At 71.4% G+C, this 22,983-nt stretch carries 24 protein-coding genes and 2 pseudogenes; 17 read left to right on the top strand and 9 right to left on the bottom strand.

Annotated features, from left to right (window positions below; all coding sequences use genetic code 11):
* Window positions 1-693 precede the first annotated feature (693 nt).
* On the top strand, window positions 694-1,098 hold the full coding sequence (locus ACQPZP_RS22320; RefSeq protein WP_433471677.1) for a barstar family protein: 405 nt from the start codon (window positions 694-696) through the stop codon (window positions 1,096-1,098).
* Between the two features lie 360 nt (window positions 1,099-1,458).
* On the opposite strand, the gene ACQPZP_RS22315 is transcribed toward ACQPZP_RS22320, so the two are convergent.
* Both ACQPZP_RS22315 and ACQPZP_RS22310 read right to left on the bottom strand, forming a co-directional pair.
* Window positions 1,459-1,596 carry a hypothetical protein gene (locus ACQPZP_RS22315; protein ID WP_433471676.1) on the bottom strand — a complete coding sequence of 46 codons (138 nt, stop codon included), beginning with the start codon at window positions 1,594-1,596 and terminating at the stop codon, window positions 1,459-1,461.
* Between the two features lie 143 nt (window positions 1,597-1,739).
* Window positions 1,740-2,630, bottom strand: coding sequence for a helix-turn-helix transcriptional regulator (locus tag ACQPZP_RS22310; protein ID WP_433471675.1), 891 nt, complete (start codon window positions 2,628-2,630; stop codon window positions 1,740-1,742).
* 251 nt (window positions 2,631-2,881) lie between these two features.
* On the opposite strand from ACQPZP_RS22310, the gene ACQPZP_RS22305 reads away from it, so the two are divergent.
* The 9 genes from ACQPZP_RS22305 to ACQPZP_RS22265 all read left to right on the top strand — a co-directional run bounded on the left by ACQPZP_RS22305 (window position 2,882) and on the right by ACQPZP_RS22265 (window position 9,697).
* Window positions 2,882-3,898: a zinc-dependent alcohol dehydrogenase family protein gene (locus tag ACQPZP_RS22305; RefSeq protein WP_433471674.1), complete on the top strand. Its 1,017-nt coding sequence runs from the start codon at window positions 2,882-2,884 to the stop codon at window positions 3,896-3,898.
* 67 nt (window positions 3,899-3,965) lie between these two features.
* Window positions 3,966-4,376 carry a (R)-mandelonitrile lyase gene (locus ACQPZP_RS22300; RefSeq protein ID WP_433479530.1) on the top strand — a complete coding sequence of 137 codons (411 nt, stop codon included), beginning with the start codon at window positions 3,966-3,968 and terminating at the stop codon, window positions 4,374-4,376.
* A 223-nt stretch (window positions 4,377-4,599) separates the two neighbouring features.
* Entirely contained in the window at window positions 4,600-4,947 is a 348-nt protein-coding gene (locus ACQPZP_RS22295) for a cyclophilin-like fold protein (protein ID WP_433479529.1), read from the top strand.
* A 47-nt stretch (window positions 4,948-4,994) separates the two neighbouring features.
* Window positions 4,995-5,762, top strand: a complete 768-nt coding sequence (locus ACQPZP_RS22290; RefSeq protein ID WP_433479528.1) for an SDR family NAD(P)-dependent oxidoreductase — start codon at window positions 4,995-4,997, stop codon at window positions 5,760-5,762.
* 389 nt (window positions 5,763-6,151) lie between these two features.
* Entirely contained in the window at window positions 6,152-6,814 is a 663-nt protein-coding gene (locus ACQPZP_RS22285; RefSeq protein ID WP_433479653.1) for a HEAT repeat domain-containing protein, read from the top strand.
* A 6-nt stretch (window positions 6,815-6,820) separates the two neighbouring features.
* Window positions 6,821-7,825: a HEAT repeat domain-containing protein gene (locus ACQPZP_RS22280; RefSeq protein WP_433479527.1), complete on the top strand. Its 1,005-nt coding sequence runs from the start codon at window positions 6,821-6,823 to the stop codon at window positions 7,823-7,825.
* A 74-nt stretch (window positions 7,826-7,899) separates the two neighbouring features.
* Window positions 7,900-8,373: an HAD domain-containing protein gene (locus ACQPZP_RS22275; protein WP_433479526.1), complete on the top strand. Its 474-nt coding sequence runs from the start codon at window positions 7,900-7,902 to the stop codon at window positions 8,371-8,373.
* Between the two features lie 100 nt (window positions 8,374-8,473).
* The gene (locus ACQPZP_RS22270; protein ID WP_433479525.1) at window positions 8,474-8,845 is read left to right on the top strand and encodes a VOC family protein; all 372 of its coding nucleotides are present in this window, start codon (window positions 8,474-8,476) and stop codon (window positions 8,843-8,845) included.
* 297 nt (window positions 8,846-9,142) lie between these two features.
* A complete protein-coding gene (locus ACQPZP_RS22265) occupies window positions 9,143-9,697 on the top strand; it encodes a DinB family protein (RefSeq protein ID WP_433479524.1) in 555 nt (184 codons plus the stop codon).
* A gap of 127 nt (window positions 9,698-9,824) precedes the next feature.
* Here the strand turns inward: ACQPZP_RS22265 and ACQPZP_RS22260 are convergent, their stop codons facing one another.
* The gene (locus ACQPZP_RS22260) at window positions 9,825-11,012 is read right to left on the bottom strand and encodes an MFS transporter (RefSeq protein ID WP_433479523.1); all 1,188 of its coding nucleotides are present in this window, start codon (window positions 11,010-11,012) and stop codon (window positions 9,825-9,827) included.
* A 99-nt stretch (window positions 11,013-11,111) separates the two neighbouring features.
* Between ACQPZP_RS22260 and ACQPZP_RS22255 the strand changes: the two genes are divergently transcribed.
* Window positions 11,112-12,197, top strand: a complete 1,086-nt coding sequence (locus ACQPZP_RS22255; protein WP_433479522.1) for a DUF5937 family protein — start codon at window positions 11,112-11,114, stop codon at window positions 12,195-12,197.
* Window positions 12,198-12,295: 98 nt separating this feature from the next.
* Here the strand turns inward: ACQPZP_RS22255 and ACQPZP_RS22250 are convergent, their stop codons facing one another.
* The 3 genes and pseudogenes from ACQPZP_RS22250 to ACQPZP_RS22240 all read right to left on the bottom strand — a co-directional run.
* Window positions 12,296-13,300, bottom strand: coding sequence for a LacI family DNA-binding transcriptional regulator (locus ACQPZP_RS22250; RefSeq protein ID WP_433479521.1), 1,005 nt, complete (start codon window positions 13,298-13,300; stop codon window positions 12,296-12,298).
* Between the two features lie 213 nt (window positions 13,301-13,513).
* A pseudogene (locus ACQPZP_RS22245) lies at window positions 13,514-14,314 on the bottom strand (DUF6596 domain-containing protein); the annotation flags it as partial.
* Window positions 14,293-14,433 (bottom strand): annotated as a pseudogene (locus ACQPZP_RS22240) (YciI family protein); the annotation flags it as partial. The pseudogenes ACQPZP_RS22240 and ACQPZP_RS22245, both read right to left, overlap by 22 nt.
* Before the next feature lie 237 nt (window positions 14,434-14,670).
* On the opposite strand from ACQPZP_RS22240, the gene ACQPZP_RS22235 reads away from it, so the two are divergent.
* Window positions 14,671-15,618 (top strand): LysR family transcriptional regulator, encoded by a 948-nt coding sequence (locus ACQPZP_RS22235; RefSeq protein WP_433479520.1) that lies wholly within the window; start codon window positions 14,671-14,673, stop codon window positions 15,616-15,618.
* On the opposite strand, the gene ACQPZP_RS22230 is transcribed toward ACQPZP_RS22235, so the two are convergent.
* Window positions 15,615-16,013 (bottom strand): DUF6069 family protein, encoded by a 399-nt coding sequence (locus ACQPZP_RS22230; protein WP_433479519.1) that lies wholly within the window; start codon window positions 16,011-16,013, stop codon window positions 15,615-15,617. The two genes, ACQPZP_RS22235 and ACQPZP_RS22230, sit on opposite strands and share 4 nt — an antisense overlap.
* 159 nt (window positions 16,014-16,172) lie before the next feature.
* Between ACQPZP_RS22230 and ACQPZP_RS22225 the strand changes: the two genes are divergently transcribed.
* The 4 genes from ACQPZP_RS22225 (at window position 16,173) to ACQPZP_RS22210 (ending at window position 19,245) form a co-directional block, all read left to right on the top strand.
* Complete coding sequence (locus ACQPZP_RS22225; protein ID WP_433479518.1) at window positions 16,173-17,336, top strand: sensor histidine kinase; 1,164 nt, start codon at window positions 16,173-16,175, stop codon at window positions 17,334-17,336.
* Window positions 17,324-17,986, top strand: coding sequence for a response regulator (locus ACQPZP_RS22220; protein ID WP_433479517.1), 663 nt, complete (start codon window positions 17,324-17,326; stop codon window positions 17,984-17,986). The genes ACQPZP_RS22225 and ACQPZP_RS22220 overlap by 13 nt, the downstream gene beginning before the upstream one ends.
* An 87-nt stretch (window positions 17,987-18,073) precedes the next feature.
* Complete coding sequence (locus ACQPZP_RS22215) at window positions 18,074-18,673, top strand: TetR/AcrR family transcriptional regulator (RefSeq protein ID WP_433479516.1); 600 nt, start codon at window positions 18,074-18,076, stop codon at window positions 18,671-18,673.
* A gap of 11 nt (window positions 18,674-18,684) precedes the next feature.
* Entirely contained in the window at window positions 18,685-19,245 is a 561-nt protein-coding gene (locus tag ACQPZP_RS22210; protein ID WP_433479515.1) for a carboxymuconolactone decarboxylase family protein, read from the top strand.
* A gap of 13 nt (window positions 19,246-19,258) precedes the next feature.
* On the opposite strand, the gene ACQPZP_RS22205 is transcribed toward ACQPZP_RS22210, so the two are convergent.
* Window positions 19,259-20,815, bottom strand: a complete 1,557-nt coding sequence (locus ACQPZP_RS22205) for an MFS transporter (RefSeq protein WP_433479514.1) — start codon at window positions 20,813-20,815, stop codon at window positions 19,259-19,261.
* Window positions 20,816-20,960: 145 nt separating this feature from the next.
* Window positions 20,961-21,815 (bottom strand): helix-turn-helix transcriptional regulator, encoded by an 855-nt coding sequence (locus ACQPZP_RS22200; RefSeq protein ID WP_433479513.1) that lies wholly within the window; start codon window positions 21,813-21,815, stop codon window positions 20,961-20,963.
* A gap of 152 nt (window positions 21,816-21,967) precedes the next feature.
* Between ACQPZP_RS22200 and ACQPZP_RS22195 the strand changes: the two genes are divergently transcribed.
* Window positions 21,968-22,978, top strand: a complete 1,011-nt coding sequence (locus ACQPZP_RS22195) for an aldo/keto reductase (protein WP_433479512.1) — start codon at window positions 21,968-21,970, stop codon at window positions 22,976-22,978.
* Window positions 22,979-22,983: the final 5 nt, after the last annotated feature.

Genomic DNA, 22,983 nt, shown 5'->3' with positions numbered 1-22,983 from the left:
GGCGAAGAACGCGTCCAGGATGGCGGCCGCCGCGACGCCCTGCCGCCGTCGGTCGTCGGCCTTGGATTCATCGGCGATGCGCGTCGCAGTTTTGGTAGGGATCGCCGTCGTCCGGCAGAGGCACGTCGGGGTGAAGCCGAAGGAGCCGCACAGAGTGGTCGTACAGGCTCATCTGTTCTCCGAGCGGTCCGGGCTCGGTCGTCTCGCTCACAGGCGGACGGAGGACTCGATTCTCTCGATCACGCGCGCAGCATACTCCCGGCATCGGTACTGATCGCCCGCATCATAGAACTGGCGACACCGGCGGGGCACCGTCGACCTCTCGGAAATCGGAACCGAAGGACACTGCTCGTTCCAACAGCAGTTTTCCGAAAGGCTTGTAGGAAGCTGATTTCCGGTACGATCCGCCGATGGCATCTACCGGCTCCGGGATCTGGGAGAAGCGGCATTTCATGGCTAGGGTGGGTTGCACGGCGAGTTTCATGAGCTCGTTCTCATTGACAGGGTGGCCAGGAACGTCGCCCCTGGTGGTGGCCGATGACTGACCAGCACGGGACCGGTGACATACCCTCGCCCCAGACCGCTGCCGCGTGATTCGTCCTGGGGCTGGCACCTACCGGGCGCATCCCCTGGTGGGCGGCCCAGTGGCTGGCTGACGGCCACGACGGCCAAGCGCTGCGGGAACTGGCGGGATTGGACGGTAGTGACTCGCGCTCCATCGGCGACCTGGTTCCCGTTGCGCTGGCCGAGATGGATGTCCCCCTCCCATCCGCCGAACAGGCCGCCGACGCCGTATGGGCAGATGGAAGTGCCCCAGAGGCCCCCGCCGAGGTCACCATCGACCTGTCCCAGGTGACCGACTCACAGAGTCTGCACCGCCTGTTGCAGCGCGAACTGGACTTCGGCCCCTACTACGGCCGGAACTGGAGCGCCTTCCGGGACATGATCACGGCCTCCGTCGCGCTCCCCCAGCGGGTGGTCTTCACCGGGTGGGCGCGCCTTGAGGAGGCCCTGCCTGAGGACGCCTCCACCATGAAAAGGCTGCTCAAGGATAAGAACGAAATGTACGGTGGCTCCACAGAAATCATCTATCGATAAGACAAGCCTCCACGGGTGCAGGGTTGAACACCGACCGACTCTGAATGCCGCCTCTGGATGGGCACGCCGTGACCGGTGGTGAGCGCCCTGCGGTATGGAGGGAGAGACGTTCCCGCTGTCCACTCGTGCGGCCGACTGGCCCGTGACGAGGCTGAGTGCAGGAATTGGCGATGGGCGCCAGCACTTCAGGCGGTGTGTTGATCCTGGGTGCGGGGAGCCGTTGCTGGGGTCTTGGCCTCGGGTTCAGCGCGTTGTGGAGGGTGGGAGGGTGTTGACGGGGGTTTCGTACTTGCGGCTGGCCTTGCGCGGCGGCCGGGGCGCTTCAGGGGTCCGGCGAGGCGCTGACAGCGCGCAAGGGGTTCACTGTGGACCGCCTGGGGTGCTGACCCGCAGGGTGTAACCCTGGTCGCGCCGAACAGTGACGCCGTGGTCGAGGGTGGCTCTTTCGGTGAACTCCAGTTCCGCGGCGCGGAGGAAGTCGGCGACCTTGCCGGGCATGTCAAGGTGACCGGCAGTTCCGGGGCCGGGACATCCTCGCGGCCGGGGGGACGGGCATGAGGTCGGCGATGACGTGTGCGGGGCCTGACGATCGCTGTGCAGGACGTCGAGGATGTGCGCTTCGTGCCCTTGGGGTGGGGTGGTCAGCTGGTGGAGTGTGGTGCGGGCGAGGGTGTCTGAGGGGTGGCGGCCCAGGAGGCGAGCAGGCGCAGTCCTTCTTCGGAGGGGGATCCGGGCTGGGCGGTGTAGATGGTGAGGGTGAGGCCCGGTTCGGCGGCCATCTCCAGGCCCTCGTAGGCGAGGGTGAGGTCGCCGACGGCCTGGTGGTGGAAGCGTTTGGTGCCTGTGCCGTGGTGGCGGACGTTGTGGGCGCTCCAGCGGGTGCGGAATTCGTCGCTGCGGGTGGACAGTTCGCCGACGAGGTCGTGCAGGTCCTTGTCGTGGGGGTTGCGGCCGGCTTCGGTGCGCAGGATGGCGACGGCGATGTCGGCGGCCTGGTCCCAGTCGGGGTAGAAGCGGTGGGATGCGGGGTCGAGGAAGTTGAAGCGGGCCAGGTTCGCCTGGTTGCAGGGTGCGGCGTAGACGTCGGTGTAGAAGGCGCGGGCGAGCTGGTTGGTGGCGAGGATGTCCATGCGGCCGTTGCGGACGAACGCCGGCCCTGCGGTGATGGCGTCCAGGGTCCATTGCAGGCTGCGGTGCGGCTTCCATTGGTCTTTGCTGCGCCGGCGGCGGGGGCGGGTGAGGGCGTCGGAGCCGTCGGCGGCCTGGGCCAGGTTCAGCAGGTGGGCGCGTTCGGCGTCGTCGAGCCGGAGGGCGCGGGCGAGGGATTCCAGGACGGACGGGGAGACGCCGGCGAGGTTGCCGCGTTCGAGTTTGGCGTAGTACTCGACGCTCATGTCGGCCAGGGCGGCGACCTCGCTGCGGCGCAGCCCCGGCACCCGGCGCCGGGAACCGGATGGCAGCCCGGCCTGCTCGGGGGTGATCTTTGCGCGCCGCGAGGTCAGGAACTCGCGGACCTCGTCACGGTTGTCCACACCTCGACGCTACGCGCTGCCCGCAGCCGGAGGGGTGTACTGCCGGTACACCCCTTGATGGTGTCTCGCTGCGTGCGCCAAGAGGCGGTTACCTGGAGGTCGAGGTGCTCCTGCCGCAGCTGAAGCCCGTTGCGGGAGGGGCCCCGCGCTCGGCCCCGGGGTCCGCCACTTGGTGCTCCGGGCATATATCCGCACTCGGCGCGGCCCGTACCTCTCTGCCGGGCACGCCATGGAAGCAAAGGAACCTTTTCATGCGCGGAGCAGTGATCCACGCCCCCGGCGATATCCGTTTGGAGACCCTGGACGACCCGAAGATCCTCCACCCCACCGACGCGATCATCCGCACCGCGGTGACCTGCGTGTGCGGCTCGGACCTGTGGCCTTACCGCGGTGCGGAGCCGACCGATGCGGCGCATCCGATGGGGCACGAGTACGTCGGCTTCGTGGAGGAGGTCGGATCCGAGGTGACCGCGGTGAGGCCCGGCCAGTTCGTCGTCGGGTCGTTCGCGACCTCGGACAACACTTGCGCCAATTGCCGCAACGGCTTCCCGTCCAACTGCCTGAACCGCGAGTTCATGAGCACCTGCCAGGCCGACTACGTCCGCATCCCCAACGCCCAGGGCACGCTCGTGGCCACCGATGGCATTCCCGGTGAGGAGTTCTGGCCGGGCCTGCTGGCGGTTTCGGATGTGATGGGCACCGGTTGGTGGGCCGCCGACGCCGCCGAGGTCGAGCCCGGCTCCACCGCCGTGGTCGTCGGCGACGGCGCGGTCGGCCTGTGCGCGGTGATCGCGGCCAAGGAGATGGGTGCCGAACAGATCATCGTCATGTCCCGGCACGAGCCCCGCCAGAAACTGGCCCGCGAGTTCGGCGCGACCGACATCGTCACCGAGCGCGGCGAGGACGGTGTGGCCCGAATCAAGGAGCTGACCGGCGGGATCGGCGCCGACAGCGTGCTGGAGTGCGTCGGCACCGCCCAGGCGATGCACCAAGCCCTGCACTCGGCCCGCCCGGGCGGCAACGTCGGCTTCGTCGGCGTCCCCCACGATGTCGCGATCGACGGGCAGGAGCTGTTCTTCTCCCACGTCGGCCTGCGCGGCGGCCCGGCTCCGGTACGCCGCTACCTGCCCGACCTGATCGACCGGGTCCTGACCGGCGCCATCGACCCGGGCAAGGTCTTCGACCTCACCCTTCCCCTCGACCAGGTCGCCGAGGGCTACCGGGCGATGGACGAGCGCCGCGCCATCAAGGCCCTCCTGCAGCCCTGACCCCGTCCGCACCCGCGCACGGGCTCCGTCAGCTCACCCCACTTGACGCTCACCGACAGGAACGACCATGCAGATCACGCGAAGCTCGATCGACACGGCCAAAGGCCCCGCAGAGTGGTTCACCGGCGAGGTCTACATCGACGCCGTCGCCGCGGCGCCCGCCCCGTCCCGGGTCAGCGCCGGCCTGGTGCATTTCATGCCCGGCGCGCGCACCCACTGGCACCGCCACCCGCTGGGCCAGACCGTCTTCGTCACCGAAGGGATCGGCCTGTGCCAGCGCCGGGGCGGGCCGGTCGAGGTCATCCGTCCCGGTGACCGCGTCCTGTTCGAGGCCGATGAGGAGCACTGGCACGGCGCCGCGCCGAACCGGCTGATGGTCCACCTGGCCATCAACGAAGGCGACGCCGACCACGACGTCGTGCACTGGCTGACCCCCGTCACCGACGCCGAGTACGCCGCCGCCCCGGCCACCGCCTGACCCCGCTCTGCGAGCACGAGCCGAGCCGCTGACATGATGAAAGGAGCACAGACCGCCCATGCCGCGTGCCCCTCTTCGTCTTGCCGCCGCGATGGCACTGGCCGTGGCCGCGACGGCCTGCAGCAGCGGCGAGTCGGTGCCGTCCTCCGAGCCGTCCGTTTCGACCCGCCGGCCGACCGCGCCGGGCGAGACACCCTCGGCACCGTCTGAGAGGAACACCGCTGTGGACATTCGTGTCACCCTCGATGGGCAGCCCTTCGACGCCACCCTGAACGGCAGCCCGGCCGCCCGTGACCTGGCCTCCCTGCTCCCGCTCACCCTGGACCTGGAGGACTTCCACGGCACCGAGCGGATCGGCTATCCACCGCGCAAGCTGACCACCGACGGCGCCCCCGGACCGGCCGCGGCCAAGGCCGGGGACATCGCCTACTTCGCGCCGTGGGGCAACCTCGCCCTCTTCTACCGCGACGGCCCCGCCGCCTCCCCCGACCTGCTGATCCTCGGCCACATCGACGCCGGCGCCGATCAGCTCGCCAAGGCCGAGCGCGTCATCATCCAGGCCGCCCCCTGACCCGATCCAGGCCCCAGTCCGCGCACCTCCGTCAGGAGAGACACCGCATGAACCCCGCCTACGACTTCACCGGCCAGGTCGCCTTCGTCACCGGCGCATCCTCCGGCATGGGGCTGGCCGCCGCCCGCGCCTTCGCCGCCTCCGGTGCCGCCGTCGGCCTCGCCGACATCGACGACAACGCCGTCGAGCAGGCTGCGAAGGACCTCACCGGCGCCGGGCACCAGGTCCTCGCCCTGATCTGCGACGTCACCTGCGAAGACCAGGTCGCCGCCGCCGTCGACCGCACCGTGGCGGCGTTCGGACGGCTCGACATGGCCTACAACAACGCCGGCATCATGGTCCCGCCCACCGACGCCGCCGAGGAGGACGCCGACCAGTTCGACCGCGTCAACGCCGTCAACCTGCGCGGCATCTGGGCAAGCATGAAGCACCAACTGCGCCACATGCGCGCCCAGGGCAGCGGAGCCATCGTCAACTGCTCCTCCCTCGGCGGCCTGGTCGGCAACCCAGGCCGCGCCGCCTACCACGCCTCCAAACACGGCGTCATCGGCCTGACCCGGAGCGCCGCCCTCGAATACGGCCCGCGCGGCGTCCGCATCAACGCCGTCTGCCCCGGCACCATCAGCACCCCCATGGTCGACGCCATGGTCGCGGGCGGAGAACTCGACCGCGGCCAAGCGGAGGCGGGCCAGGCCATCGACCGGCTAGGCACCGCCGAAGAGATCGCCCAGGCCGTGCTGTGGCTGTGCAGCCCCGGCGCGAGCTACGTCACCGGCGTCGCGCTCCCCGTCGACGGCGGGTACACCGCCCAGTGACCCGGCCCGGCGAGCCGGCTCGGAGCCCTCGTCCCTCGGCGGCCGAGTCGTGGAACGGCCGCAACCCCGAGCGTGCGTCGACGCAGGTGACGGCGTAGCGGCGAGAAACGAAGGGCATGCCCCGGGAACGTACGAGCCCCTCACCGACCCAAACCCGCCCCCTGCTCCGGCGGCAAGATCAAAGGCCGCCGACCCGCGCTCGCTGCCCGCCACCGGCGGTTACATCCCCAAACTGATGGAGTTCCTCTCCGTCGGCCGCACCACCTGCGTCTGCTGTGCGGCAGGTAGCGATGAAATTGATCACGGTGGCGACCACCACGGCGTCCCGCTGCTTGACCTTGACACAGTGACAAGGTCTTCACTGCAGCCGAGGAGGTGGTCCGGTGACCATGGCGGAACAGGACGCGGATGCGGTTCGGGTTTTCCGGGGACTTGAGAACAGCAACTCGTCGGTGCGGCTGCGGGCCGCGCTGGCGGTCGGCACGGCCCCCGACCCGAGGTTCATCGACAAGCTCATCGAACGGTGCGCGATCGAGCCCGAATTTCACGTGCGCGACATGCTCACGTGGGCCCTTACCCGCCACTCGGTATCGATGACGGTTCCAAAGCTCATCGATGAACTCCGCTCGGAGCGTGCGCAGGCACGAAGCCAGGCGCTGCACACGCTGTCCAAGATCGGGGATCGGCGAGCGTGGCCGGCGATCACACAGGCGCTTCTGTCCGACGCCGACGATGAGGTGGCGCGGAGCGCCTGGCGGGCTGCGGTCGTGCTCGTGCCCGAAGGTGAAGAACCCGGGTTGGCCGCAGTGTTGTCCACACAGCTGGGGCGCGGTGAACGTGCTATGCAGCTGAGCCTCAGCCGGGCGCTGATCGCGCTCGGTGAGGTGATCCTGCCGATTCTGCGTGCTGCGATGACGGATCTCGACCCTCGCGTAAGCGCGCACGCGATCGCCACGGAGCGGCTGTCGCGCGACCCGGATGCCGGATTCGAGTTCGCGATCGAGGAGGCGAAGCGCATCGTGGCCCTCGGCACGATCGGTCAGGAGGGGTGACAGGCAGTGTTGATCGGTGAAGTGGCACGACGGTCCGGGGTCAGCGCCCGCATGCTCAGGCATTACGATTCGCTCGGCCTGGTGCGGCCAACGGGGCGTACCGACGCCGGCTATCGGGAGTACTCCAGCGAGGACATCCGGCGGATCTTCCATATAGAGAGCCTGCGGTCATTGGGACTGTCGCTGCGTGAAGTCAGGCGCGCGCTCGATGATCCCGGCTTCAGGCCCTCGGAACTCGTCGACGACCTCATCCGCCAGACTCGAGAACGCATCGCAGGTGAGACGGAGCTGCTCACGCGTCTCCGCCGGATCGGTGCCGCGGAACCCGCCGGCTGGGAGGACGTCCTCCAGATCGTTGCGCTCCTCCAGGCATTGGGGTCGGAGAGCGCTGGAAAGCGCCAGCGCGCGGCCCTGTCCTCAGGCGAAAAGGTTCGGGTGCCAGTGGAAGCACTGGTCGAGGCGGCGCTGAGCGAGACGGACCCGAACGTCGCCGGAGCCCTTCGATGGGCTCTGGCGCAATCGGGCGACGCCGGATTGGCGCTGCTGGCGGATGGCCTCGGCTCACCGATGGCCGAGGTGCGGAAACGTGCCGTCCAGTCCATCGCCGAGATTCCGAACGGTGAGGCGACCGCACTTCTGCAGGACGCCCTCACGAGCCCCGACATCGTGGTCCGCGAGCATGCAGCCGTGGCGCTCGGGGCACGTGGAGTGGCCGACGCCGTCCCGACGCTGATCGACATGATCGTCGAGGGGACGAACGATGCCGATGCAGCCGATGCACTGAGCGCGCTGGCGAGCCATCCCGCGTTGGCGGATCAGATCGCTACCGGGCTCGTTGACCGCCTCGCCCGCCGCACCATTGGATCGTCTGCACGTCAACGGCTGACACAAGCGCTCGCGGATATCCCGGGAATCACGACGTCACGTGCCCTCGCAGATCTGTCACATGACGAAGACCGAGCCGTTGCGCTCACTGCGATATACATTCTTGGGATACGCAGCGCACGATAACGGATCGTTCAGGGGATCCCGTGTGCGGTTCCACGACCCCCGCACCCGGGTCGCCTGGCGGGAACAATCTCAGGATGACGCGGCCCCTGCTCCTCCTCGACGTCGACGGAGTCCTCAATCCCTACGGCTACAGCAGCCGCCCGACCGGCTTCACCGATCATCGCCTATTCCCAGAAGACGACGACCCCGTCTTGGTCAACGCCGAACATGGCATCTGGATCACCGAGCTCACCCGCGTTTACGACGTCACATGGGCGACCGGCTGGAACGACAACGCCAACCGTCTTCTGGCCCCCTTGCTCGGTATTGCCCCATTACCTGTCCTCACCATGCCGCCCATCCCCTTTCACCCCAGCGGCAAGGTCCCAATCGTCGCCCGGCTGGCCCGCCACCGCCCCACCGCATGGATCGACGACCTCCACACCCCCCAAGCCCACACCTGGGCCGACAACCGCCCCGAACCCACCCTCCTCATCACCATCGATCCCTCAACCGGCCTCACCCGCGGCTCAATCGACCAAGCTCTGGTCTGGGCCACAAACCTTTGACCACGTGACGAACCCCATCGGCCCGGCTGGAACCCACGTCGCGGCCCTGGGCCGTCAAAGAACTGGCTGCGCGCGGTTGATGCCCCGTAGGGTGCCGATCATGGCTTGTCGTATTTCCGAGCTGGTGATCGATTGCCGGGATCCGCAACGGCTGGCGGAGTTCTGGTGCGAGGTGCTGGACTTCATCGTGCTCGACATCGAAGACGGCGCGGTGGAGATCGGACCACGGGAAGGGTTCGGCGGGTTGCAGCCGACTCTGGTCCTCAGCCCCACCACCGAGCCCAAGGCGGGCAAGCTGCCGCTGCACATCGACGTCAGCGCCACCGACCGCGATCAGGACGCCGAACTCGAACGTCTCCTGAAGCTCGGGGCGCGCCCGGTCGACATCGGCCAGACCGGCGAGGAGTCCTGGCACTGCCTGGCCGACCCCGAAGGCAACGAATTCTGCCTCCTGCGAGCCCGCCTGAGCTGAGCATCGGCCCGAACCGGCAAACGCCGAAACCACATCCTCAGAGCACGCGCTCCACGAGGTTTCGTCACGGACGACGCCGACGGCCGAGCCGGTCGTCTTCCTCGACGGTCAGCGTGTCGCCCGAACGCATCTAGTCCAAGGGCGTCCGCAGGCCGGGGCATTCGTCGACCTTCAACTTGCCCGGATGCTTCTCAAGCCCCTGATGCAGATCGGATCGAACGCGTCGTGCAGGCGCGCGCGATCTCCGGATCCTGGCACTGATCCGGACGAGTTCCGACCAGAGTCAGAAAGGCCGAGATGGACGACACGACGCGCCGCAGGAGAAGCGAGTTCTTCGGCGCCGAGGAATCCAGCCGATACGCCTTCCCCGCCGTCGGAGATGAGCGGACGCTAATCGCCCATGTCCTCGCCGCGCAGAGGGCGACGCTGGAGCTGAAGTGCACGGGTCTGAACGCCGAGCTGGCCCGGCGCCCGGTCGAGCCGTCCACGCTGTCGCTCTTGGGCCTGGTCCGGCACCTGGCCGACGTCGAGCGCCGCTGGTTCAGAACGGTCTTGGCCGGCCAGAACGCGTCCCCCCGCTTCTCGTCCACCGAAAACCCCGACGGCGATTTCGACGGCGCCGCACCGGACCCCGAGGTCATCGTCGGCGCTTGGCGGGCCTGGCGGGAGGAGGTGGCCTTCGCCGACGCCTACGTCGCCGCGGCGCCTCACCTTGACGTCGAGGGTCACGACGCCTGGCGCGGGCGGGTCTCGCTGCGCTGGGTGCTCATCCACATGATCGAGGAGTACGCCCGGCACAACGGTCACGCAGACCTGCTCCGCGAACGCATCGACGGGGCGAGGGGCATGTGAGCGAGGACAGACCGGGCCTACGCCCAAGCGGCATCGGCCGGCAGAGGCTGGTGTTGCCCGGCCACAAGCTTCCGGTACCTGCTTGCGCTCGGCGGCAGCGACCGCTGGGCCGTGTTTCTTGATGCTTCTAGGTGGCGACGGCGTAGGCGGAGAGGAGCGTCGCAGCGGCGAGGCTGCCCCAGAGGGCGGCCGGGCCGCGGGAGGCGAGAGCGGTGATGACCGCCGGGGAGACGGCGAGGCCGAAGCCTGTGGACAGCTGGAAACGAGCGAGGGCACGTCCCAGGACATGGGCCGGAGCGAGTGCGGTGACGAGCGCGGTGGCGCTGCCGGCGTAGATGATCTCGCCGATGGTGCAGACCACGGACACGGCGGCGACGGCCGGGGTACCCCAGCCGTGTCCCAGTGAGGTGGCCGCGAGGAAGCCGAGGTAGGACGCGGCGAGCACCGCGCCGGAGAGGGCCAGCACGGTCCGCCGGGAGAAGCGGGACATCAGGACGGTGACCGGCACCTGCAGGGTGACGACCAGCGCCGTGTTGGCCACGAAGACGGCTGCAGGCCACACCGGGGATGCGTGGAACTGCGTCACCAGGACCAGAGGGATCGCGATCTCGGGGACGTTGAGGCAGAAGACGTAGACCACGTTGGCGGCAAGTAGCGCGAGCATCCGGGGTGCGGGCTCGTCGTCCCGGTCCTTGGCCAGGGCGGCGTCCGCTGGATGTGCGTGCACGTGAACCGACCACGCCAAGGCGGCTGCGGCAAGGTAGGCGAGCGCGGTGACAGCCGCCAGCGCCCGCAGTGCGGTGGTGCCGCCCGCCAGGCATACGGTGGCGAGGAGTGCTCCGACGCCCAGGGCGGCGTTGCGCAGGGCGCGGGCCCCGGCGAGGGCGGTGTCGCGTTCTCGGCCGTGGGCGACCGTGGCCACGAGCGCGGCGTGGGCGGCAGGCCATGCCTGGTTGCCGATGCCGAGGAAGAGCGCCGCCGCCGCGAAAAGCCAGACGTGCCCCGCCGGGGCCGCCAGCAGCAGCGCCACGCCCAGCACCCGCACCAGCATCGACGCCGCCACGACCGTGCTGCGTGCGCCGCGGTCCAGCCACCGGCCCACCGCGGGCATGCACACCAGACCCGCGACGATGCCGGCCGTCATGGCGGTGCCGGTGACCGGCGCGGACAGCCTCAGTACCGTCACGCCGTAGAGCAGCAGAAAGGGCCGCAGCAGGCCGGTGCCCAGCGCGTCCACGGCCAAGGCGACGGCATAGCGGGGGCCTCCGGAGGCGCGGACGAAGGCGCGCGGCCGGATCTTGGTGGTGGTTGCCATGGCGTCAACGGTGCGTTCGGCCGCCGGGCCGGCCGCGTCGGTTGACGAACACCGTCAATCGACGGGGTCGTCGGCCATCCGACCAGCGAGAATGAGGGGGTGACGTTGAGGATCGACATCGGCGGCGTGCCGTCCGGGCGCGTGCGGTTCGCTGCCTCCCCGCTGGCCGAGCTGACCGCGATGCTGCACGTGCTGGCCGAACCCGGGCATCATCCGCAGCTCGCCGGCTGGGCCGGGGACGTCTGGGCCGGGCTGCGGCCGGAGCTGGCCGAGCGGCTCAGGGAGGCGGAGTTCCTCTGGCGTTCCTCACGAGCCGACTTCCTGGTCCCCGCTCGTCCCCGGCCGACCCTCGCCGAGGAGTTGGACGATGTGGACCGGATCGACGATGAAACCTATGTGACCGCCGCCCTCATCACCACGTGCGGCAGCAACCGGGTCCACTTCGCCGCCCCGTCACCGCTCGCCGACGCGGCGGCGCGCGAGCGGGCCCTGGACCTCGCCCAGGCCCGCGGCGCGCTCCAAGAGGCCTTCGCGGAACGGCTGCTCGCGGACCCCGCGGCCGTGCGGGCGCGGATGCGTCACACCCTCGAACAGTGCGCCGAGGCCTTCTTCGACGCCGCCTGGACGGGCGTCGCCGTGCAACTCGCCACCGACCTGCGCCTGAAGAACGACCTGCTGAAGCGCCAGGGCATCGGGGCGGCACTCGCGTCAGTCTCCAGCGCCGTCACCCTGGCGCCGGACGGCAACTGCATCATCGTGGACAAGCTGCAGGACAATGCGACCGCCGCCCACGGCACCGGGGTCACCTTCCTCCCCAGCGTCTTCGGCCGCCCGCACCTGGTGGCGGTCCACGCGCCCGGGTGGCATCCGGTGGTGCAGTACCCCGTCGCCGAGCCGAGCCCATCGGAGCCGGTATCGCTGGAAACGGTCACGCTACGGCTGGAGGCACTCGCGCATCCGGTACGGCTGCGGCTGCTGCGCACCCTGGCCCGCGGCCCGCACACCACCGGTGAGCTGGCCCACGCCTGGGAACTTTCACCCCCGGAAGTTTCCCGCCACCTTGCCGTCCTGCGCCGCGCGGGCCTGCTCACGGCCCAGCGGCACGGTCGTTACGTCCGTTACACCGTCAATCTGCCCTATGTGACGGCGCTGGGGGCCGACCTGCTGGCGGCCGTACTGCGCTGAGCAGCTTCGGTCTGCGAGAACGCGGGCGACGGGCGGCTCGCTCGGGACCGCGTTGATCAGCGGTCGTTCCGGCGCCGGCACCATGGGCCGATGCGCGGTCAGGCCGACTCGCGGACGACCAGGCGGGTGTCGCAGATGACCGGTGCGTCCGCTACGGGTATGCCGCGGATCCGGCTGAGCAGCAGCTCCGCCGACCGCCGGCCCATCGTCTCGGTGGGCTGGTGCACGGTGGTGAGCCTTGGCTGGGCACGCCGCTCCGCGCCCGCGTCCTCGAATCCGACGACCGCGACGTCGTCGGGGACGCGCCGTCCGTGCCGCTCCAGCACGCGGAGTGCGCCGAGCGCCATGTTGTCGGACGCGGCGAACACCGCGTCCAGCGACGGCTCCAGGTCCAGTAGCCGCAGCATCGCCCCGGCACCTCCGGACTCGCTGAAATCACCGTGGGCCACCAGTTCCCGGCCGCCGGACAGCGCCTCCCGGTAACCGGCGAGGCGGTCGACGCCGACGGAGGTGTCCTGCGGACCCGCGATCGTGGCGATGCGGCGGCGGCCTTGTCCGATGAGGTACTCGACGGCCCGTCGGGCTCCGCCCCGGTTGTCGGCGTCCACGTAGTCCGGCCGTGCGGCACCGGAGTCGTGCGGCCGGCCTCCCAGCACGACGGGAACGCCGTAGCGCTCCAGCAGGCTGGGAAGCGGGTCCTCGCGGATCAGCGAGACCATCACCACGCCGTCCACCCGCTGCGCGCGTAGAGCGTCGGCGAGGTCCGCGCGGCCGGCGGGCGATTGGGTGAACGTCAGCGTCAGCGTCGTTTCGGCCGCGGTCACGGCGGAGCTGATTCCGCGCACGATGTGGCCGAAGTAGGGCTGTTCGAACGGCCGTCCCCGTTCCTCCGACATGACCAGCGCGACCGTGCCGGTACGCCGGGCGGCCAGCATGCGCGCCGCGCGGTTCGGCACGTAGCCGACTTCGTCGATCGCCTGGAGTACCGCGGCGCGAGTCCGCGCGCTCACCTTGCCGTCGCCGTTGACCACCCGGGACACGGTGCCTCGGCTCACCTTCGCCCGTGCGGCGACCTGCTCGAGTGTGGGACGGCGGTTGACCATCCCCTATGTGTACAGCGCGAGGCCACGGCGGCGCCACAGCACGCCGGCCGGTCACGGCGGCGACGGCTATGCATGGCCCGGCGTCGCCGCCCCTGGGCGTGATGGCGCGGCGTTTCGCGTGGACGGCTCACGATGCCTGAGGCCATAGCGAGCCGCAGGCCAGGAGGGAAACAGAGCCGGTGGCTGTCCTCGTACCGCATCAGCTCGCCGGGCTCAGGGACGCAGTAGTTGCCGCACCCGTGCGGCCTTCCGTGTGAGGTGGTTGGGCTCCGGGATGCCGGCGGCGGCGTTGGCGGCCTCGGCGTACAGTTCGGCGGCGCGTTCGTGCAGGTATGCCGTCACCGCGGCGTAACGGGGCAGGTCAGGGCCCACGTCGGCCAGTGCCGCCAGGCCGGCCTGGGGCCCGTCGGCCTCCCCGACCGCCACTGCGCGGTTGAGTCCCACCACCGGGCTGCCGGTGAGGAGCAGCAGTTCGTCGTACCATTCCACGATCTGCACCCAGTCCGTCTCGGCGGCGGTCCGGGCGTCGGCGTGCAGGGCGGCGATCGCGGCCTGTGCCTGGTATTCGCCCAGCCGGTCGCGGGCCAGCGCGGCCTGCAGGATCGCCACGGTGATCAGGCCGGTGTCCCAGCGCGATCGGTCCTGCTCGCCGAGTGGCACCAGGCGGCCTCCCGGGCCGGTGCGGGAGGCGCGGCGCGCATGGTGCAGCAGCATGAGCGCGAGCAGCCCCGCGACCTCGGGATCGTCGGCCGGACGGGCGAGCTGGCGGGTGAGGCGGATCGCCTCGGCCGCCAGGTCGACGTCTCCGCCGTACCCCTCGTTGAAGACGAGGTAGAGGACGCGCAGCACCGTCCCGAGATCGCCGGGCCGGTCGAGCGGCTGCCCCGCGATCCGGCGCTTGGCCCGGCCGATCCGCTGCGCCATCGTCGCCTCGGGGACCAGGTGTGCCGCCGCGATCTGCCGCGTGGTCAATCCACCGACCGCGCGCAGGGTCAGCGCGACGGCCGAGGCCGGCGGGGTCCGGGAGCGGCGGACAGCTCCCCGGCCAGCTCGACCACGCGATCCCACGAGTCCACGTCGATGATGTACCAGCCGGCGATGAGGTCCTTGGTCTCGGCGAACGGGCCGTCGGTCGTCGCGCGGCCCTTCGTGGCCGCTCCTGTCCCTGGGACGGAGCGGGCGCCACATTCTCGACACTAGAGACGGGATCTCGCTGAGAACCGGCCGGCCTCCCGCCAACGAGACCCGACCGCGGTCATCTGGCGAGGTCACTCGTACTCCTGGCGGTTGTCGCAGACGCCCGTCAAACTGAACTCTGGCCCGTAAAATCCACAACGGACAGGCCTCCAGATGACAACCAGGAGTGGTGAATGGAGCTGGACCTCGGCGCCGTCCGGGCCTTCCTCGCCGTCGTCGACGACGGGCATTTCACCGAGGCGGCCGACCGTTTGGGCGTGACTCAGCAGGCCGTGTCCAAACGGATCGCCAGGCTGGAATCCGACCTGGGCGTACCGCTGGTGCACCGCTCCCGCGCCGGTGCGAGGCCGACCGGGGACGGCGCGACCTTCCTCCCGCACGCCCGGGCACTGATCAGCCTCGCCGACCAGGCCACCGCGATGCTCCGCGCACACCGCCGCGCCCTGCGCATCGACGTGCTCGCCCGCGCCGCGGCATCGATCGCCATGGTCCGGGACTTCTACGAGGCCGGCGACGTCGACGTCGACATCGTCGTCTCCCGCGGCGCCGTCCCACGATCGACGGCGCTCGCCGGCGGCTCGGTCGACGCGGCGTTCGGCCGGGCCACGGGCGTACTCCCTCCGGGGATCGAGCGCATCCCAGCCTGCCTGGAGCCGATCCCCATCCTTGTCGGCCGCCGACACAGGCTCGCCAGGCGCAGGCGTGTGCCGATGGAGGAACTCTCAGGCCTGACGGCCTGGATGCCGGGCAACGCCCGCGACAGCGAATGGGAGGAGTACTACCGCCTCCTCAGCGCAGAGTTCGGCGTCCAGATCGACACCTCCGGGCCCGTCTTCGGCCATGACCACATCATGGAGAGGATCGGAGCCTCACCGGACCTCATCACCTTCGGCAACAAGACCCAGTTTCCCGGGCACCCGGACGTCGTCCAGATCTCCGTCACCGACCCCACGCCGGTGTACCCGTGGTCCCTCATGTGGCACGAGGCGAACCGCCACCCGTCGCTGCCGCTGCTCATCGCCCACGTGAAGGACCGCTACCGTCCCTTCGCCGCCGGAAGCCGGTGGCTGCCCGCCCCTGACCGGCCCCTCTTCCCCGCCGCCCCCGAGCCGGGACCCTAGGTTCGGGCCGGCCGCGCCGATCGGGCGAGGCCGGGGATCAGGACCGCCGCGACGACCAGGTGCATTCCGGTCAGGATCGCCATGGAGGCGCCGTCGCCGGCGCTGCCGAGCGGCCCGGTCATCGACAGGACGAGGACGGCCATGGCGGTGACGGTCCAGACCCGTCCCGGCCGGGCGACGGTCCGTTCCAGCAGCGCGAGCAGCCCCCAGGCGGCAAGCCCGGCGATCAGGCCGCCCGCGACGACGGCGCCCGCCCCGACCGGGCGGACCTCACCGCCGGTCTCGGTGGACGGGTCCAGACCGGCCACCGGGCCGGTCAGCACCCAGAGGGCGAGGGCGGCGGCGGTGGCTCCCGCGACGGTCAGTCCACGCCGTGCGAGGTTCTCCCGGAACATGTGCCTCTCCTTTTCCTTGCGGCTGTTGGCAGGAAGCGTCGCCCCCGGAGCGGGCCGGCGGCATCGGGCGCTCGGCGAGAGCCGCTCCGACCGCGGAACGGGCGGGCACCGACTTTGGTCGGTGTCGCGCCGCCGGCCCCCGCGGCTAACCTCGGTCCGGTGGACGAAACGACCCTTGACCAGCCCGGACCCGGCGCCCTGCGGCGCGCGCCCGCCGCCGCCGGCGTCGTCGCGGTCACCGCGGGCGCGCTGATCACGGCGACGGTCTGGGGCCGTTTCACCGCGGACGTGGGCGGCCTGCTGGCCCTCGACATCGCGGTCGGCGTGGCGAGCCTGCTGCTGTCCCCGCTGCTGGTGTGGCGTCCGGTCGCCGTGACGCTGGCGCTCACCGTGCTGGCGGCGCTGTCACCGGCCGCGACCCCGCCGGCCACGATGGGCGCGGTTCAGGTCGCCCAGCGGCGCCCGTTCCGGCTTGCCGCGTGGGTGGGCGTGGCGGGGGTCGCGGCGCACGTCGTCCAGGGGCTGTGGCAGCCGAGCGGCGGGATCTCCTTCGGCTGGTGGCTGCTGCTGATCTCGCTCGGGTACGCCGCGCTGATCGGCTGGGGCGCGCTGGCGCGGGCGCGCCGCGACCTGCTGGAGTCGCTCCGTGAGCGCGCCCGCCGCGCGGAGGCCGAGCAGGGCCGCCGGGTCGCCGAGGCCCGCATGATGGAGCGGACCCGGATCGCCCGGGAGATGCACGACGTCCTCGCGCACCGGCTGTCGCTGCTGGCCACCTACGCGGGCGCGCTGGAGTACCGTCCGGACGCGCCGCCGGAGAAGCTGTCCCAGGCCGCCGGGGTGGTCCGCGCCGGGGTGCACCAGGCGCTGGACGAGCTGCGCGAGGTCATCCTGCTGCTGCGCACCGAGGACGCGGCCGAGGAGGACCGGCCGCAGCCCGTCCTGGACGACGTGCCCCGGCTGGTGGAGGAGTCCCGCGACGCGGGCACTCGGGTGGAACTGCGCGACGAGACGACTGGCGCGTCCTCGCTTCCACCGTCGGCCGGGCGCACCGCGTACCGGGTCGTGCAGGAGGGGCTGACCAACGCCCGCAAGCACGCCGGGGGGCGTCCCGTCCGGGTGGTGCTGGAGGGACGGCCCGGCTCCCGCCTCGTGATCGACATCCGCAACCCGCTGCCCGAGGACGATGCGGGGCCGCTGGCGCCCGGCAGCGGGACGGGACTGGTCGGGCTGACCGAGCGGGTCCGGCTGGCCGGCGGGGTGCTCGACCACGAGGCCGCCGCGGGTGAGTTCCGGCTGCGCGCCTGGCTACCATGGCCCGCGTGAACCCGCCCCTGCGCGTGCTGATCGTGGACGACGACGCGCTCGTCCGCGCCGGGCTGTCGATGATGCTGGACGGGACGGGCGGCATCTCGGTGGCCGGTGAGGCCGCCGACGGCGACGAGGTGCCCGCCGCGGCCGACGCGCACGCCCCCGACGTCGTCCTGATGGACCTGCGGATGCCCCGCGTGGACGGCATCACCGCGACCCGCAGGCTTCGGGCGCGGCCGAACCCGCCGGAGGTCATCGTACTGACGACGTTCGACTCCGACGAGAACATCCTGCACGCGCTGCGCGCCGGCGCCAGCGGGTTCCTGCTGAAGGACACCCCGCCGGACCAGATCGTGCACGCCGTGCGGCAGGTCGCCGCCGGCGACCCGATCCTGTCGCCGCGCGTCACCCGCCGCCTCATGGACCGCGCGGCGGTGGAGGCCGGCGCGCACCAGCGGGCCCGCGCGGCGCTCGCCCGGCTCAGCCCCCGCGAGAACGAGGTCGTCCTGGCGATCGCCCGGGGACGCTCCAACGCCGACATCGCCGTGGAGCTGTTCATGAGCGTGGCCACGGTCAAGGCGCACGTCTCCAGCGTCCTGACCAAGCTCGACCTGGACAACCGCACCCAGATCGCCCTGCTCGCCCACGACGCCGGGCTCGACTGACCGTCCGCCCTGGCCGCCTCCTCTTGCGCACGTGCGTGCTCGCATGCCAATCTTGGAACAGTCATTCCAAGTTGGAGGGTGCGGGAGATGCCGGACGTCAAGCACTTCGATCCCGACGCCGTCCTCGACCGGGTGGTGCGGCTGTTCTGGCGGCGCGGGGCCGCCTCCACCGGGATCGCGGAGGTGGTGGCGGAGACCGGGATCAGCCGGTCGAGCCTGTACGCGACGTTCGGCGGCAAGCAGCAGCTGTACACCGCCGCGCTGCGCCGCTACGTCGATCACCACTCGCGTCCGGTGTTCGACCGGCTCGCCTCCGACGGGCGCGGCCTGCCGGGGATCGCCGCGTTCTTCGACGGGCTCGTCACCGCGCGGTGCTCCGGCGAGCACGCGCGCTGGGGCTGCATGGTGTCCAACGCGCACGCGGCTCAAGACGCCGGCGCCGGCGAACGGGAAGTGCTCGACGCTCACCATGAGGCGCTGAGCGCCGCCATGCGGACCGCCCTGCAGGCCGCTCGCGACCAGGGGCAGCTCCGCGACGGCCTGGAAGTCGGCCCCACCGCTCAGATGCTGGCACTGCTGGCCTACGGCGTGAACCTCCGCTCCCGCGCCGGCGCCGAGCCGGGCGAGTTGTCCGCCACGGTGGACGCCGCACTCCGCTCCCTCACGTCCTCCCCCGGCAACCCCTGAAGGAGATGAAAATGGCCGAGTTCATCGTGTACGACGAGACCGACGCCCCCGAGGAGGCCCGCCCGCAGCTGGAGGCGGCCAAGAAGCGGATGGGATTCGTCACCACTCTGAACGGCGTGATGGCCGAGTCGCCGGAACTGCTGGCCGGCTACAACGCCCTGTCGGAGCTGTTCGGCAGGTCGTCGCTGCCCAGGAACGCCAAGCACGTCGTGTGGATCACCGCCAGCGTGCTGAACGGCTGCGAGTACTGCGTGGCGGCGCACTCCACACTGGCGTTGCGGTCCCGCGTCCTGGCCGAGGTCGTGGCGGCGCTGCGCGCCGGGCGTGCCCTGGACGATCCCGCGCTGGAGGCCGCCCGCCGCTTCACCGACGTCATGGTCACGCGTCGAGGCTGGGCGGGCGACGAGGAGGTCGAGGCGTTCCTGGCCGCCGGCTACACCCGTCGCCACGTTCTGGACATCGTCCTCGGGATCGGCATGAAGACGCTGTCCAACTACACCAACCACGTCGCTCACACACCCCTGGACCCTGCCTGGGAGGACCAGGAGTGGACGGCGCCCGCACCGGCCTGACGTCCGGCGGGGATCACCCGAAGGCGTGCCGGGCTTCAGGTTCGCCGGCCGGGACCCCGGGCGACGCGCCGGTCCTGCCGGACGTCGCGACGAGCACGGCGAGCAGGGCGAAGATCGCGGTGGCGATGAGCCCGGTGACGTGCAGGCCCGTGGTGAACGCTGCGTGGGCGTCGTGCAGCAGCGCGCTCGCCTGTGGGGGCGGCAGGTGGCCGCTCTCGGCGACGGCACCCGCGAGCGTGCGGGCCGCCGCCCCCGCGGCGTGGTCCATCCGGGCGTGGTAGACGGAGGCGCCGATCGCGCCGATGACGGCCAGCCCCAGCGACCCGCCGAGGTAGTTGCCGGTCTCCGACATCGAGGCCGCCGATCCGGCCCGTTCGGGCGGAACGGACCCGACCACCAGGCTGGTCCCCAGCGCGAAGAGCGGGCCGGTGCCCAGCGCCAGGACGGTGATGCCCACGGCGACGGCCGGATACCCGCCGGCCAGGGCCAGCGGGAGGCAGCCCGCCGCCGACACCGCCAGCCCGGAGGCGATCGCGGTGGCCGGCCTCATCCGCCGGACGAGCACGGGCGCGATCATCGTCCCGGCCGCGACGGCGAGCCCCATCGGCGCGAACAGCACGGCCGAGGCGAGCGGCGAGTAGCCCAGCACGCTCTGCAGATACTGGGTCACCATCAGGCCCGTCCCCGCCATGGCGACGCCCGCGAAGACCAGGGCGGTCAGGACCGCGGCCAGCGGACGGTTGCGCAGCAGCCGCAGGTCGAGCAGCGGGTGGGCGAGCGTCAGCTGACGCCGGACGAAGACGCCGCCGAGCACTCCCCCGGCGAGGATCGCGACGAGCGGGGTGAGCTTGTCGTGGGCGTCGGCGACGGTGAGCTGCTTCAGCCCGTACACCATCGGCAGCACGGCGGCCAGAGAGAGGCCGACGCTGACCAGGTCGATCCGTCCGGCCGACCGGTCCCGGAACTCGGGCAGCAGAACCGGGCCGGCGGCAAGGATCAGGAGCATGACGGGCACCGCGACCAGGAACACCGACCCCCACCAGAAGCGCTGGAGCAGGATCCCGGCCAGTACAGGGCCGAACGCCCCGCCCGTGAACTGGCAGGTCGCCCAGATGGCGATGGCCTTCCCGCGGCGGCGCTCGTCGCGGAAGATGTCGGTGATCAGCGCCAGCGTCGAGGGCGTCAGGGTCGCGCCCGCCACGCCCAGCAGCGCCCGGGCGAGGATCAGCGTCCTCGGGTCGGGGGCGAAGGCGGCGACGGCCGACACGGCGGCGAACGCGGCGGCACCGGTGAGCAGGAGGCGGCGCCGGCCGATCCGGTCGCCGAGCGTGCCCATGGTGATCACGAACCCGGCGACCATGAACCCGTAGGCGTCGCTGATCCACAGCTGCTCGGCGCCGCTCGCGCCCAGGTCGGAGCTGAGCCGCGGCAGCGCCAGGAACAGCGCCGTCAGGTCCATGGCTATCAGCAGTGTCGGCAACGCCAGCAAGGCCAGCGCGAGCCATTCGCGCGTCCCTGCGGGCGCGCCGTCGACGTCCTGCTCCTTGTGACCCATATCGGTATGCCCCATATCGGTTTCCCTCCGGTCCGCATCACGTGTCATGCGTTGGTCGGAGCGGACGAGCGATTCTCGACATCGCCTCGCCAGGAAACCGGTGGGATGTGCGGACGCGCGGTTCGGGCGTCCGTCTCGCGAGGCGCCGGAAGGGCGCCGGCTACGGCCGGGCGACGGGCGCGGTCGTGGTGCAGGACGCCAGCAGACGCAGCGCCGTGTGGGACGGGGAGCCCTCTTCCACGGTGTGGGCGATCAGCGCCTGGTCGGGGTCGTCGGCCGGGCGCAGCGTCTCGAACCCCAGGTCCAGCAGGCCGACGACCGGATGCCGGTACACATAGCGGCCGTGGGTCTTGTCCTTCAGGCGGTGCTCGGACCAGATCTCGCGGAACTCCGGGCTCGCCACCGACAGTTCGTCCACCAGCGCCTGGGTGGACGGGTCGCCCGGGTGGCGTCCCGCGTCCAGCCGCAGGTAGGCGGCCACGTCCTCCGCTTTGCCGCGCCAGTCGGCGTAGAGGCCGCGCATGCCGTCGTCCAGGAACACCAGGCGGGCGAGGTTGCGTTCTGCGGGCGGCAGCGCGCCGAAGTCGGTGATCAGCGCGGCGGCCAGGTCGTTCCAGGCCAGGACGTCGGTGTTGCGGCCGACGATGTAGGCGGGGACGTCGCCGGTCGAGTCCAGTAGCCGCCGCAGGCCCGGCCGGACCAGCTGCGGTTCGTCCTCCGCCGGTCCGGTGAAGGGCCGCGCCAGCCGGTACAGGTGCTCGCGCTCCACATCGCCGAGCCGGAGCGCGCGGGCGACGGCGTCCAGGACCGCCTCGGAGAAGTGCAGTGTGCGGCCCTGCTCCAGCCGGACGTAGTGGTCCACGCTCACCCCGGCCAGCTGCGCCAGCTCCTCCCGGCGCAGGCCGGGGACGCGGCGGCGGCCGCCGTAGTCGGGCAGCCCCAGTTCCTCGGGCCGCAGCCGGGCCCGGCGGGACCGCAGGAACTCCCCCAGTTCGGCGCGCCTGTCCAATGCCATGCCCCGATTATCGCGTGGCCACGACGGCGCGGGCGGGCCGGAGCCTGGTCACGCCGTGCCTAGGCATCGGCCGCAACTGGGTGGACGCGCTCCACCCGACCAGGCTCAGTGGCATGCAAACGATCAGCACACGCCCTCTGGGCGAGACAGGCATGAACATCTCCAGCGTCGGCTTCGGCTCCTGGGCGGTGGCGGGCTCAGGCTGGCGGTTCGGCTGGGGCGCCACCGACGACGCCGAGTCGGTCGCCGCGATCCGGCACGCGGTCGAGTCGGGCGTCAACTGGATCGACACCGCCGCCGTGTACGGGCTGGGGCACTCCGAGGAACTGGTCGGCAAGGCCGTCGCCGGCCTGCCGGAGGCGGACCGGCCGCTGCTGTTCACCAAGGCCGGTCTGGTCTGGGACCCGGACGACCCGCAGGCTCCGCCGCGCCGGATCATGAAGCCCGCCAGCGTGCGCCGCGAGGTCGAGGACTCGCTGCGGCGTCTCGGCGTCGAACGGATCGATCTTTACCAGGTGCACTGGCCCGACACCGGCGAGTCCCTGGAGTACGCCGGCGACGGCGGCGGCGCGGTGTCGCCGAACGCGACGCCCCTGGAGGAGTACTGGCAGGTCATGGCCGACCTGAAGGCGGAAGGCAAGGTCCGTGCGATCGGGCTGTCCAACCACCCGCCCGCCCTGCTGGAGGCCGCGGAGAAGGTCGCGCACGTGGACGCGATCCAGCCGCCGTTCTCGGCGGTGAACCGGTCCGCCGCCGCGGAGATCGCCTGGGCCCGCGACCGCGGGACCGGCGTGATCGTCTACTCGCCGCTCCAGTCCGGGCTGCTGACCGGCGCGTTCACCGCCGAGCGCGCCGCGGAGCTGCCGCCCGACGACTGGCGGGCCGCGCACGCCGACTTCACCACCGGGCTGAAGGCCAACCTGCGGCTGGCCGGGGCGCTGCGGCCCGTCGCCGCACGGCACGGCGCCACGGTCGCCGAGGTCGCCATCGCCTGGGTGCTGGCCTGGCCCGGTGTCACGGGCGCGATCGTGGGCGCGCGCCGGGCGGCGCAGGTCGACGGCTGGGTCGGTGCGGGCGCCGTGGAGCTGACCTCCGCCGACCTGGACGAGATCGCCGCGGCGATCACCGACTCGGGCGCGGGCACCGGCCCGGCCCGTCCGTGAGACCG

Source organism: Spirillospora sp. CA-142024 (assembly GCF_050942325.1).
Classification (GTDB): domain Bacteria; phylum Actinomycetota; class Actinomycetes; order Streptosporangiales; family Streptosporangiaceae; genus Spirillospora.
This window is presented reverse-complemented; position numbering and strand designations above follow the sequence as displayed.